This window comes from Marinobacter halodurans (assembly GCF_004327985.1).
Classification (GTDB): domain Bacteria; phylum Pseudomonadota; class Gammaproteobacteria; order Pseudomonadales; family Oleiphilaceae; genus Marinobacter_A; species Marinobacter_A halodurans.
In genome coordinates this window covers 31,388-44,570 of sequence record NZ_SJDL01000024.1, presented here as the reverse complement: position 1 = coordinate 44,570, position 13,183 = coordinate 31,388, and the positions used below count along the sequence as shown (strand labels likewise).

The 13,183-nt window shown below is 63.2% G+C and carries 12 protein-coding genes; 5 read left to right on the top strand and 7 right to left on the bottom strand.

Annotation, left to right across the window (positions count from 1 at the left end):
- Positions 1-15 precede the first annotated feature (15 nt).
- Positions 16-153, bottom strand: a complete 138-nt coding sequence (locus tag EZI54_RS14865; RefSeq protein WP_207389227.1) for a hypothetical protein — start codon at positions 151-153, stop codon at positions 16-18.
- A gap of 16 nt (positions 154-169) precedes the next feature.
- Entirely contained in the window at positions 170-931 is a 762-nt protein-coding gene (locus EZI54_RS14860) for a siderophore ferric iron reductase (protein ID WP_131482673.1), read from the bottom strand.
- 410 nt (positions 932-1,341) lie between these two features.
- Here EZI54_RS14860 and EZI54_RS14855 point away from each other — a divergent pair, with 410 nt between their 5' ends.
- The 5 genes from EZI54_RS14855 (at position 1,342) to EZI54_RS14835 (ending at position 6,248) form a co-directional block, all read left to right on the top strand.
- Positions 1,342-1,926 (top strand): TMEM165/GDT1 family protein, encoded by a 585-nt coding sequence (locus EZI54_RS14855; RefSeq protein WP_131482672.1) that lies wholly within the window; start codon positions 1,342-1,344, stop codon positions 1,924-1,926.
- 202 nt (positions 1,927-2,128) lie between these two features.
- Positions 2,129-3,064: a L,D-transpeptidase family protein gene (locus EZI54_RS14850; RefSeq protein WP_242674481.1), complete on the top strand. Its 936-nt coding sequence runs from the start codon at positions 2,129-2,131 to the stop codon at positions 3,062-3,064.
- 60 nt (positions 3,065-3,124) lie between these two features.
- Positions 3,125-3,877 carry an SDR family oxidoreductase gene (locus tag EZI54_RS14845; RefSeq protein WP_131482670.1) on the top strand — a complete coding sequence of 251 codons (753 nt, stop codon included), beginning with the start codon at positions 3,125-3,127 and terminating at the stop codon, positions 3,875-3,877.
- Between the two features lie 114 nt (positions 3,878-3,991).
- Positions 3,992-5,431, top strand: coding sequence for an NfeD family protein (locus EZI54_RS14840; RefSeq protein WP_131482702.1), 1,440 nt, complete (start codon positions 3,992-3,994; stop codon positions 5,429-5,431).
- A 28-nt stretch (positions 5,432-5,459) separates the two neighbouring features.
- Positions 5,460-6,248, top strand: a complete 789-nt coding sequence (locus EZI54_RS14835) for a slipin family protein (protein ID WP_131482669.1) — start codon at positions 5,460-5,462, stop codon at positions 6,246-6,248.
- A gap of 62 nt (positions 6,249-6,310) precedes the next feature.
- On the opposite strand, the gene EZI54_RS14830 is transcribed toward EZI54_RS14835, so the two are convergent.
- The 5 genes from EZI54_RS14830 to EZI54_RS14810 all read right to left on the bottom strand — a co-directional run bounded on the left by EZI54_RS14830 (position 6,311) and on the right by EZI54_RS14810 (position 13,000).
- Positions 6,311-6,595, bottom strand: coding sequence for an Lpp/OprI family alanine-zipper lipoprotein (locus tag EZI54_RS14830; RefSeq protein ID WP_131482668.1), 285 nt, complete (start codon positions 6,593-6,595; stop codon positions 6,311-6,313).
- A gap of 204 nt (positions 6,596-6,799) precedes the next feature.
- Positions 6,800-7,351 (bottom strand): L,D-transpeptidase family protein, encoded by a 552-nt coding sequence (locus EZI54_RS14825; RefSeq protein ID WP_131482667.1) that lies wholly within the window; start codon positions 7,349-7,351, stop codon positions 6,800-6,802.
- A 113-nt stretch (positions 7,352-7,464) separates the two neighbouring features.
- The gene (locus tag EZI54_RS14820; RefSeq protein WP_131482666.1) at positions 7,465-8,433 is read right to left on the bottom strand and encodes a CobW family GTP-binding protein; all 969 of its coding nucleotides are present in this window, start codon (positions 8,431-8,433) and stop codon (positions 7,465-7,467) included.
- A gap of 63 nt (positions 8,434-8,496) precedes the next feature.
- A complete protein-coding gene (locus tag EZI54_RS14815) occupies positions 8,497-10,227 on the bottom strand; it encodes a potassium/proton antiporter (RefSeq protein WP_131482665.1) in 1,731 nt (576 codons plus the stop codon).
- An 85-nt stretch (positions 10,228-10,312) separates the two neighbouring features.
- Complete coding sequence (locus tag EZI54_RS14810) at positions 10,313-13,000, bottom strand: sensor domain-containing diguanylate cyclase (protein WP_131482664.1); 2,688 nt, start codon at positions 12,998-13,000, stop codon at positions 10,313-10,315.
- Between the last annotated feature and the right edge of the window lie 183 nt (positions 13,001-13,183).

Genomic DNA, 13,183 nt, shown 5'->3' with positions numbered 1-13,183 from the left:
CGCCCGGCGTGACGCTCAACGCCCTCGCCGCCGCGCCAGCGGGTTCATCAACGTCGACTTGCCCGAGCCGTCGTGGCCGAGGATCACCGTGAATTCGTGCCCGGAAATCGACAGCTCCGGCAACGCCAGGATGTCCCGACCGTCCCGGTGCACGCGTATGCCGTTCAGTTCAAGCGTCGTTCATCAGCTCTTGTCGCAGGCGGGCGAGCCGTTCCTCGCCCTTCAGCTTGGGACAGGTGGCACACAGCTCGCCGTCGTGGCGGCGGTAATGCATGCAGCAACCCTTTCGGTCCAGCACCAGTGTCGTGCGGCCGTCCGGCAGGGGCAGCGGCATCAGCGAACTTTGACCTTCCAGCCCCATCGCCTGCAACCAGGTCCGGGCCAACTCCAGCCGCCGGGACCGGGCCAGTTCGGGGCGAATCCGATCCAGCCTGGCGATGGCACTCAGCAGGCTGTCCGCCACCAGCCGCAGGGCGTTGAGCGGCTTGATCGGGGTGATCGCCCGCAGTTCCGCCAGCAGGCTGTCGCACAGTGCCCGCAGCGACTGTCCGCCACGCTGGAGCAGTTGCGCTTCCGGGCCATGCTCCCAGCCGTCCTCCGGCAGGCTGTAGCCCGACACCATCAGCTCGCCCACGTTCTGGCGCAGCGCCCCCAGCGGCGGGAGGACCCCAGCGCCATGCACGCCGATCACCGTCAGGATGATCGGCTGCCACACCATTAGCCCCCAGGTGCGCACCGACCAGTAGGGCATGCCGGCTTCCGGATAACTTTCGCTGAGATTGGCGTAGAGGGTCTGCAGGACGGCCCGATTATCGTCCTGTACACACAGGCACCGGCCAGGCGGCGGCACCTGGTCGCCGGCCAGCGCCGGATTGATCTCGGCCGAAAGGGCGTAGAAGTGACTCCGGGCAATATGCTGTGCCAGGGACATTGTGCAACGGCTCCCGCGGGCATGAGCGCCAGCCGGTCGGGGAACGGGCTGGCCAGGATGGGCCGCAGTTTACCGGGCACCCCCTTCAATCGCAAATGCCAATTGATCGCATTTGATTTCTCGACAACGCCTGCGCCTGACCGAATGGCAGCAGGTCAAGTTGTGCCGGCCCGGGGAGTTCTGTAAACTTCGCGCATCTCCGGGGGAGTAGTCTCCGCGAAGGGCATCTCTTTCACACAAAGGGCGATGGCCTTCCGGGTGGCGGTCAACAAACTTGAGGCACATCCTCATGGCTGCCACGTCCCACCTGCAAAGGGATTGACGAGACCTGGGATAACGCGGTCTGCCGTTGGGGCGGAAGGCCGGGTTGTCCCTGTGTCATCGTAAATCCGCCCCTGCATGGAGACTCAATGGACGCGTTCCTATCCTCGACCTTCGCCGTTGCCATCGCGGAAATCGGCGACAAGACCCAGTTACTGTCCCTGTTCCTGATCTGCCGTTTCAGCAAACGCACGCCGATCATCCTGGGCATCCTGTTTTCCACACTGCTCAACCACGCCCTGTCGGCCCTGCTCGGCGCCTGGATAGCCAAGCTGATCCCGACCAGCTGGCTGCCCTGGATTGTGGCGACCAGCTTCATCGCCATCGCGCTGTGGCTGCTGATCCCTGACAAGGACGACAGCGAGGACGCGGGACTGCTGCGCTTCGGCGCCTTCTTCGCTACCCTGATCATGTTTTTCCTGGCGGAAATCGGCGACAAGACACAGATCGCGACCGTGGTGCTTGCCGCCCGCTTCGACGACACCCTGATGGTGGTCCTGGGCACCACGGTTGGCATGTTGCTGGCCAATGTCCCGGTCATCCTGGCCGGCCAATGGCTGATGGACCGCATGCCACTGGCAACGGCCCGCCTGTTTGCCTGCGGCCTGTTTATCATGCTTGGCGTCGTGACGCTGGTGGGCGCCCTCAGCGGCATCAACCTGACGGCCGGCTGATTACTGATTCGTCATGCGTTTTTGCCGTAATCCGGCGGTGCGGGAGAAGAAACGCGCCGCGCTCTGTGGAATAATGGGCTCTTCCAAAAGGTGCCTATAAAGTAAACAGGTCGGCCGGCATGCCTGCCGACCTGCGGTTCAACGAAGTGACGGAACACCTGTCCCAAGGATTTCAGTAATGACATGTTTCAGACGGGGCCTGATGGCAGCCTGCCTGCTTTTCTCCACTCAGGCTGCACTGGCCGGGCAACCGGTGATGCCGATCAAGGGCGACCTGATCGGGCACATGGCAACCATGAAGACCCGCTATGAAGACACGTTTGCGGATATCGGTACCCGCAACAGCATCGGCTACCTGGAGCTGGTCCATGCCAACCCGGGTGTCGACCCCTGGCTGCCCGGCGACGGCACGCAGATTACCCTGCCGGAACAGCACATCCTGCCGGACGCCCCGCGCAAGGGGATCGTGATCAACCTGGCGGAGTTCCGTCTCTACTACTATACCGGCAACGGCGTGCAGACCTTTCCGGTGGGCGTGGGCACCGAGCAGAATCCGTCGCCGCTGACCAAAGCCAAGGTCACCATGCGCCTGGAGTCGCCGGCCTGGTACCCGCCCACCAGCGTGCGCCAGGAATACCAGGAGAAAGGTGAAACGCTGCCCCGGATGATTCCGCCCGGACCGGAAAACCCGCTTGGCCCCTATGCCCTCAAGCTGAGCGCGGACGGCTACCTGATCCACGGCACCAACAAGAAGTTCGGCATCGGCATGCAGGTCAGCCACGGCTGCATCCGCATGTACAACGACGACATTTCCCAACTGGTGTTCGAAGTACCCAAGGGTACGCCGGTGCAGTTCGTCAGGCAGCCGGTCAAGGTGGGCATGAGCGGTAATGAGGTCTGGCTGGAGATCCATCGCCCCAAAGAGGAGCTGGACAAGGCCACCAAGGACCAGCTGTGGCAGGACGTGATGCAGAAGATGGACAAGCTGCTCGACGCCCACCCCGGCATCGAGTTCCAGCGTCACGCCGTCGAACTGGCGGTGGACCAGGCGGACGGCGTTCCCCGCCTGGTGGGCGAACAGGTCCGGCAGATGGCCCAGATCCACGACAAGGAGCCCGATTCCAAGCCCTCCCTGTAATAATTCGCGCGGGTTCCGGCCCGCGCCAGCGCAGCCACCAATAACAACAAGGACACCACCATGGCTAAAGCGGTACTCATCACCGGCGCCAGTTCCGGCCTGGGCGAGGGCATGGCCCGGGAGTTTGCCGAACGGGGCTACGACCTGGCCCTGTGCGCCCGCCGCACCGAGCGCCTGGAAGCGCTGAAAGCCGACATCCAGCGCCGGCAACCCAATATCCGCATCCACATCCGCCCCCTCGACGTGAACCGGCACGACCAGGTCTTCGACGTCTTCAACGCCTTTCACCAGGATCTGGGCCGGCTGGACCGCATCATCGTCAATGCCGGCATTGGCAAGGGTCAGCCACTGGGAACGGGGCATTTCGAAGCCAACCGGGAAACCGCCGAAACCAACTTCGTCGCCGCCCTGGCGCAGATGGAAGCCGGCATGGCGATCCTGCGGGCCCAGAACGGGGGCCAACTGGTGATCGTGTCCTCGGTTTCGGCCGTGCGCGGCATGCCCGGCAACGTAACCACCTACGGCGCCACCAAGGCGGGCGTCGCCGCCCTCGCCGAAGGACTGCGGCTGGAGCTCGCCAAGTCCCGCTCCCCCATCCGTATCACCACCCTGTTCCCCGGCTACATCAGCACCGCCATCAATGCCGGCATCAAGCACAAACCCTTTGTGGTCGATGCCGCGACCGGATGCCGCGCGATGGTCAAGGCCATCGAATCCGGGAAGGCCGAAGCCTACGTGCCGGGTTGGCCCTGGACGGTCATTGGGTTCATCATGAAACGGGTACCCGCCTCGCTGCTTGCCCGAATGGTCTGAACAACGGCAGTGAGACCCGGGGCCAAAGGGAACGTATACTCTGTAGACGGATCCTAAGAAACAGGCGGGGATCATGGAACTCCGCCCGAGTGCAGCGAACGGAGACCTATGGCCATGATCTGCAGTCAGCGTATCAGGCACAGCGTCATCGCATGGATGCTCGGCATCGGTACCCTCCTGATGCTCGCCGGACACAGTGCAGCACAGGACACGGACGCCCCCACCGGGACCGCCCGGCTGTTGACCGTCGATGGCGCCATCAGCCCGGCGACCATGGACTATCTGCTGCAGGGGTTGCAGCAGGCGGCTGACGATCAGGTCCAGTTGGTCATCATCGCCATGGACACCCCCGGCGGCCTGATGTCCTCCATGCGCAGCATCATCAAGGCCATCCTGGCCTCCCCGGTACCGGTCGCCACCTACGTCTCGCCATCCGGCGCCCGTGCCGCCAGTGCCGGCACCTATATCCTCTATGGCAGCCAGATCGCCGCCATGGCACCCGCCACCCACCTGGGTTCGGCCACACCGGTCCAGATGGGCGGCCTGCCGGGTCAACCGGACCAGACGCCTTCGCCGGACAAGCCGTCCCCCTCCGGCGATGGCGATGCCTCATCGAAGCAGTCCGGCAAGGGCGGCAGCGCCATGGAGCACAAGATCCTGGAAGACGCCGTGGCCTACATCCGGGGCCTGGCGGAACGCTATGGCCGCAACGCGGACTGGGCCGAACGGGCGGTCCGTGAAGCGGTCAACCTCAATGCCAATGCGGCGCTGGAGCAGAATGTGGTGGATGTGGTGGCGAAGGACATTCCCGACCTGCTGCAACAGATCGACGGCCGTACGGTCATCATGGACAGCGGCGAGCGGGTCCTGCATACCGCCAACCTGACCGTCGAGCGGGTCAATCCGGGCTGGCGCACCGAACTCCTGTCTGTCCTGACCGATCCCAACGTCGCCTATTTCCTGATGATCATCGGCTTCTACGGACTGATCTTCGAACTGGCCAACCCGGGCAGCCTGTTTCCGGGGGTGATCGGCGCCATCTGCCTGGTGCTCGCCCTGTTCGCCTTCCAGGTCCTGTCGGTGAACTACGCCGGACTCGCCCTGATCCTGCTGGGGCTGGCCTTCATCGTGGCGGAGGCCTTCATGCCCAGCTTCGGGGTGTTGGGGCTGGGCGGGCTGGCGGCCTTCGTCGTGGGGTCGGTGATCCTGATGGACGGCACCCACCAGGCCATTTCCCTACCGATTATCGGCGGTACCGCGGCGGTGGCCGGCGGCTTCCTGCTCTGGGCGGTCACCCGCTTTGTCGGGCTGCGCAAACGACGCGTGGTCAGTGGTACAGAGCAGATGCAGGGCGAAAGCGGCGTTGCCCTGGACACGTTCGTCATCGACGACGACCACTACAAGGGACATGTCCGGCTGAATGGCGAGCGCTGGAACGCCACCAGTACGGTCGCGGTTCACCAGGGCCAGACCGTCCGGGTGGACGCCATCGACGGTCTGACCGCGCGGGTGAGCCGCCAGGAGGACATGGCGGACACCCCATCGACGCACTGAATCAGGACAACCAACCGGAGGGACCAACATGCTGGGCAACCTGATACCGTACATTGCACCTCTCGTCATCCTGCTGATCATCCTCGGCAGTGCCATTCGCATCCTGCCGGAGTACGAACGCGGCGTGGTGTTCTTCCTCGGCCGCTTCCAGGGGGTCAAGGGACCGGGCCTGATCATCGTCATTCCCGGAATCCAACAGCTGATCCGGGTGGACCTGCGGGTGATCACGCTGGACGTTCCCAGCCAGGATGTCATTTCCAAGGACAACGTCACCGTGAAGGTCAACGCGGTGCTCTATTTCCGGGTGGTGGATCCGGAGAAGGCCATTATCCGGGTGGAAAACTACGGTGCGGCGACCAGCCAGCTGTCGCAGACCACCCTGCGCTCGGTGATGGGCAAGCACGATCTTGACGAGATGTTGTCCGAACGGGACAAGATCAACGCTGACATCCAGGAGATCCTCGACGCCCAGACCGAAGAGTGGGGTATCAAGGTAGCCAATGTGGAGATCAAGCACGTGGATCTGGACGAATCCATGATCCGTGCCATCGCCCGCCAGGCGGAAGCGGAGCGCGAACGCCGGGCCAAGGTCATCCACGCGGACGGCGAATTCCAGGCCTCACAGAAGCTGGTGGAAGCGGCGGACGTCATGTCCCGCAATCCGGCTGCCCTGCAATTGCGCTACCTGCAAACGCTGGCCGACATGAGCAACAACAACAGCTCCACCATCGTCTTCCCGCTGCCCATGGACATCATGAAAAGCTTCATCAAGCCGGCGGCCAACGAGCCCCGGAAACCGGACGGCAACCAGGACTGACCCAACCGTCAGGCACAAAAAAGGCCGGTCAGACCGGCCTTTTTTGCAGTCGTCAGAGCAATTTACTTCATGCTCGACTTCTGCAGCATACGCTTGGCGCGCTCGTTCGCTTCTTCAGCGGACTTCTGCGCCTGCATGGCAGCAGACATAGCTTCTTCGGCTTTCTCGTAAGCAGCGTTAGCGCGGCTCTGTGCAGAGTTGGCAGTGCTCAGCGCGTTGCTGGCAGTCTGCTCTGCAGAGTTTGCAGTTGCTGCTGCGTCATCAATAGCTTCCTGGTTGGCCGTGCTGGCACAGCCAGCAGTCAGAGCGGTGGCCAGTGCAAAACCTGCGATCGTCAACTTACGCATTCTCATTACCCCTTATTGGTGGTTATAGCTTCCTTAGACTGCAGAAGTCTTTGGAACCAATTCCTTGTCTGTTCCACAGTTTGGACTACTGTCGCCCAAATCGTCATGAACAGTGTAGAACACTGCCTTACGAATTGAGAACTATAGATCAACCGATTACGTTCGCCAATTACCGGTTCGTAACCCGTAAAGTCAAGTTACGCGTCAGGGAAGAATACGGATTGGTGTGCCATCGGGCACCAGTTTCCAGATCTGGTCCATGGCGTCATTGTTCACGGCAATGCAGCCATCGGTCCAGTCCAGCCCCGAAAAAGCGAACGCCATATCGCCGACGTCGTTGGGCAGACCATGGATCATGATCTCGCCGCCGGGGTCCAGCCCCCAGTCGGAAGCCAGTTCCCGGTCGTGGGCGTTGGGGTAGGAAATGTGAATGGATTTGTAGAAGCGGCTGCCGGGATTGCGCCAATCCAGCACATAGTCGCCCTCGGGCGTGCGCTCGTCGCCCTCGAACAGCTTGTGACCGCTGGGGTTGTCGCCCAGGGAAATGCGGAAGGTTTTCACGGCCTCGCCATCCACCATCAGGTCCAGACGCCGCTGAGCCTTGTGGACCACGACCCGATCCACCGCCAGCGACCTGTGGGAGGACTCAGGGCGCGGATAGTCGGTAGTTGCCATGGCGAGACTCTCGGCGGAGGCCAGGCCCGGCATGAGGATACTGAGCGAAAGCAACAACAGCGCTGAACGACGAAAATGCATAGAAAACCAGCAGATTGCACAAAGTTAATGCGCTTTTTATAGCACAACCCCAGAGAGTGTTCGATTTCTTAACGTTACAGTGAGAAATCGGCACGTATCGGTCGGTGAACGGCTCAGCCCCGCACCGTATCACGCAGGCCCGACTCCAGACAGGTCGCATCGAGCGGCGTATCGGCAATCAACTCCAGCCGGTTGTCCGCGGCTGGCGCTGTCGGGTAGCGGCTGATGGCCCCGTCGCCGCCGTTAAAGGCAAACCAGCCCTCAACCGTGTTGAGGACGGCCTTGTAGCGGGCACAGCCCGTTCCCGTCAGCCAGGTCACCACCGCATCCGCATCAAATCGATAGTCGGCCGCCATGCGCCAGCCCAGGCTGAAATAGCCCTGTCCGTGGTTCTCCCGCATCTGCCAGGCGCTGTCCGCCCCGTCGTCCACCACACCGGAGGATTCATGGCGATGATCGTGGGCGTGCGGCGATTCGAAGTGCGGCACCTGGGGCGCGGCGTCCAGCCAGGCAAGCTCCAAACGGCCCTGCCGGGTCTGGGCGAGGCGCTGTTTGGCCGGCGTCAGGGCTTCGGCCCACTGCCAGAACGCGCGGATCTGCTGCGGTGTGCACAGGTCGGTCTTGTTGGCGACCAGCACATCGGCGGCGGCCACCTGGTCCCGGAAATGCACGTTGCCCGTGACCCGGGGCTCGTCCAGACGACGGGGATCCACCAGGCCGATGCTGGCGCCGATACTCAGGACGTCCTGATAGAACTCGTTCTGCAGTGTCTCGATGATGCGGGCCGGATGACCCAGGCCGGTGGGTTCGATCAGCAGCCGGTCGGGGCGGGCCTCGCGAATGAGCATATTGAGCCCCATCTGCATCGGCAGGCCGGCCACACAGCACATGCAGCCGCCCGGCACTTCCCGCACGAAAGCGCCGGTGTCGGCCAGCAGTTGGCCGTCGATCCCGACTTCGCCGAACTCGTTGACCAGCACGGCCCAGGTCTCGCCCGCTGGTTTACGGGTCAGCAGGTCACGGATGGCGGTGGTCTTTCCCGCGCCCAGGAAGCCCAGGATCAGGTGGGTGGGAAACGGCATGGCAGGCCTCATAATGTTATATTATAACAATAATACCATGTCCATACCGGGTGAACGAGCCCCTCAGAATCTGCCCGGCGCCGATCCCTCCTCCACTTTCAGGCCCACCTTGGTGACCCGGTCCGCTTCGGTGGCCCGGGCCACGAGCGTCACCGGACCCAGCACGACCCGGTCGCCCACCACCGGATGACCCTTGGCCTTCTTGGCAAAGCAGTCGGCCAGGGACAGCTCCGGCGACAGCTCGTCGAATTCGATGCCGTACACCTGCTCCACGTCCCCCAGCAGGGCGTCGCCGTTGAGCACGAAGTCGCCGAAGAAGGTGCGCTCCGTCAGGTGGCGCGGGGGCTGCCGGCCGCTGAGTGTCTGCCCCAGGTCGCCCAGGCTGTCGGACAGCGCAAACACCGCCAGCACGTCACCCTGCTGGACCATCGTCTCCGGCCGTGGCGCCATGCACAGCCGGTTACGGAAGACTCCGGCGACGGCCGCATGCTCCGGCATGGTGATGCGTGACAGGGGCCGGGGGTCGGACCAGCGTTCGCCCCGCAGGGGGAACAGCATCAGCTCGTGGTCTCCCGCCGCCGGGACGTCCAGCGGCAGACGCCGATAGGGTTCCTCCGGGGCGGGTACCTCCAGCTTCAGCCAGCGCGCAATGCGGGCCAGGGAACTGCCCTGGACCACCAGCGACACCAACACCACGAAGAAAGCGATGTTGAAGATCAGCGGGGCCTCGGGCAAGCCGTCCATCATCGGGAACAGCGCCAGTACGATGGGCACCGCGCCGCGCAGGCCGACCCAACTGATAAAGGTCAGCTCACGACGGTTGAAACTGAATGGCCAGAGCGTGGCGAACACCGCCAGCGGCCGCGCGAACAGGATCAGGATCAGCGACAACACCAGGGCGCCGCCGACCAGCGGCATCAACTGGCTGGGATTGACCAGCAGACCAAGGATCAGGAACAGGCTCATCTGCGCCAGCCAGGCCAGGCCATCGTGGACCTGCAGGATCAGAGGCATCATCCGCACCGAGCGATTGCCGAGGACGACGCCCGCCAGGTAGATCGCCAGGAAGCCACTGCCGGACAGCATGTTGGTCACGGAGAACAGGGCGATGCCGGCGGCGGCCACCAGCAGCGGATACAGCGCCGGCATCAGGCGCACCCAGTTCACCAGCCGCACCATCAGGCGCCCGCCCAACACGCCCATGACCGCGCCGATGCCGAACTGTTCGACCAGCAACCAGAGACTGCCCAGCAGCCCGGACTCCTCCCTGGTCATGATTGCCAGCAACGCCAGCGTCAGGAAAATGGCCATCGGGTCGTTGCTGCCCGATTCGATCTCCAGGGTCGCCCCCACCCGTTCGTTCAGGTGCAGGCCCCGGCCCTGCAGCAATGAAAAGACCGCCGCGGCATCGGTGGAGGAAATGATCGCCCCCATCAGCAGGGACGGTATCCAGTCCATACCGAACAGGTAGTGCGTTGCCACGGCGGCGATGCCGGCGGTGATCACCACGCCCAACGACGCCAACAGCAAGGCCGGCCGCAGCCCCACCCGGAAGGTTTCGGCACGGGTCCGCATGCCGCCGTCCAGCAGGATCACGGCCAGCGCCAGGTTCCCCACCAGGAAGGCCAGCTCGAAATCGTCGAAATGGATGCCCCCCGGCCCGTCTTCACCGGTGAGCATGCCGACCGCGAGAAATATCAGAAGCACCGGCATTCCCAGCCGGCTGGAAAGGGGGCTCAGGAGGATGCTGATGACCAGCATCAGGGCCCCGATTAGGGTGAGCGTTGGATCCATGCTAACTCCAGTCCATTCCCCAGCATGATAACAGCTCTCGACGCCCAGTCAGAGACACAGCGACACGGCTGTCGGTGGGTGGGGATCAGTGGACCGGTTCCAGCGGCGCCAGGATCACCTGATCGCGGCCGTTGGCCTTGGCCAGATAGAGCAGCTCATCCAGGCGCTTGAAAGCCCGGGGCATGGGTTCGTCCAGCGAAACTTCCACGACGCCGAAACTGGCAGTCACGGGTTCCGGAAACGGCATGGGATGTTGGCGCAACTGGTCCCGCAGGAGTTCGGCCAGACGGCCGGCACCCTCGAGGTCCGTGTCTTCGCAGAGAATCAGGAATTCCTCACCGCCAAGCCGATAGACGACGTCGGTGGAACGGACCTCATGACGCAACAACCGTCCGAGTCGGACCAGTACTTCGTCGCCCGCATCGTGGCCATGGCTGTCGTTAACCGTCTTGAAATGATCGATATCCAGCATGATCATCGCAAACGCCATACCCTGGCGACGGAAGCGGGCCATCTCCCGCTGCCAGTGGGTCTCCAGGTGGCGTCGGTTGAACGCCCCGGTGAGCGGGTCCATCGTCGCCTGCTCCCGCAACTGGAACTCCAGCGTCTTCATCTGGGTAATGTCTGAAATATAACCATGCCAGAGGGTACTGCCGTCCTCCGCCCGGCGTGGCGTTGATTCGCCACGCAGCCAGCGCACGCCATGCTCCGGCAACACCACCCTGAACTCACAGATCCAGGGCACCAGATTGTCACGGGAACGATCGATGGAGGCCTGGACGGCCGCGGCGTCTTCGGCGTGGATACGACGGAGGGCATTGGCGGCATCCTCATGGGCCTGTTCCGCCGTAATCTCGAAAATATCCCAGATCCCGTCGCTGACGTAGGGGAAGGACGCCGAACCGTCCGGCCGGTTCAGGAACTGGTAGATCACGCCGGGCACGTTGGCGGTCAGATCCTGCAGCAGGTGATCGTTCTGCTCCAGCGCGTCCACGGCCCGCTGGTACTCGGTCATGTCGACGGCCACGCCCAGGAGGCCGAGGTTCTTGCCCGACTCGTCAAAAATGCCGGATATCGTCAGTTGCACCTTGCGGCGCTCACCGTCCTTGCGCAGGTAGGTCCAGCGTTCCGAACAATGCCGGCCGTCTTCGATACACCGGCGGAACACCTCAAAACCGGTGACCGCCCGCCCGTCGCGCATGCCAAGCCATTTCCCCCAGGCCGCCACCTCGCCCGGGTCATGGAAAGCCAGCGGCGTCATCCGGCCCACCACTTCGGCGGCCTCATAGCCAAGCAGTTTCTCCGCCCCCCGGTTGAACAGAGCAATGTCACCATCCGGTCGTGTCACCATGATCGCAACGTCTTCAGCAGAGGCAAAAATACCGGACAGGTAGGCGTTGACCTCACGCAACTCCAATTCGGTCTGTTTGACGTGGTTGATGTCGGAGTGGGTTCCGATCATCCTCGTCGGGCGGCCGTCGGCATTCCACTCGGTCACCTTGCCCCGGTCCAGTATCCACTTGTAGCGGCCGTCCTTGCAGCGCATCCGGTGCACGCTCGTGTAGCTGTCGGACTCGCCGCAGAAATGGGCCTCCAAAGCCTGCCGGCAAGCCTTGCGGTCCTCCGGATGCAGTCGGTCCGACCACTCGCCGAGGGTGTTGTCGATCTCGTCCGGGGCGTACCCCAGCATGGTTTTCCAGCCGCTGGAGAAATACACCTGGTTCTCGGGCAGGCGCCAGTCCCAGACGCCATCGCCGGAACCATCCAACGCAAACTGCCAGCGCGCCTCGGATTCGGACAGGGCCTCGAGGGCGTCCTGCAACTCCGCGGTACGCCGGATAACACTGGCTTCGGCACGGGCGCGCCCCCGCAGCGTCAAGGCCAGGTATCCCGCACACAGGAACGTGGCCGCCAGACCGGCAACAACGGCGATCAACGCGGTCGGCCGAGGTCGCCAATCCGTCAGATCCGTCGGCTCGGCCCGGATCACCACTGAGCCGTCAGCCAGGTCAATATCGCGGGAGAACGACAACCCCCGGCTGTCGCTGACGAGGCTCACCGCCGGACTGTTCGACGCGAATTCCTCGAAGTTCAGACGCATCCCCGGGGAATCGCTGTGAGCCGACGACACCCATCGAGCCAGGGCACTGAGTCGCAGCCCCATACCGATAAAGCCGCGCAGATTACCGTAGTGACGGTCGGTGACGTCGTGAACCGAATCCTCGTTGAATACGGGCGCAAAGACCACGATGCCCGAGTCGTCATCCGGGTCGTCCAGCGTGGGAATACCGGCCACCATGACGGCCTGGCCGGTGATCATGGCCTGCTCGAAGGCATGCATCCGCGACGGCAGGTAACTGAGGTCCATGCCCACCAGGTTGGCACCCGGTACGTTGGTTTTCTGGTAGGTAATGGGAAAATGGCGGCGAATGTCCCCGGAACTCAGATCTTCGACGGATTCCGGCAGGCGCAGGCGGAACTGGCGCTGGTAATAATAGTCCATCCGCTTCCGGTAGACCGCCATGTGGCTGGCCGAGACATTTTCAATCCAGCCCACCGTCATGGGGACGCGGTCGGACAGACGGGCGAGGGTCTCAAACTCGTGGCGGGTCAGCTCCGATTCCAGTGTGATGAACCGGCGCATGGCATCCAGCTCACGTAACTGCCCCTTGATCAATTCCTCCACCAGCAGGATACGCGAGCGGGCCTCCTGCTCGAAACGGGATTGCACGATCTGACGTTCGGCCTCCGCCGCACGTTGGGCCAGAATCATTGTCAGCGCCGTCCCCAGTGCAAGCACCAGCAGGACAGGCCATCCCTGGACCAGAGCGCGTCGGAAAACAGGGCGCGAATCGGTGGTCAAATCGGTATTCCGGGAGGTCAGTCTCTCTCTGGATCATAGCACGTCAAATCCTCACGGAGCCCTTGCCTGACAAGAGTTTACAATCTATATTGG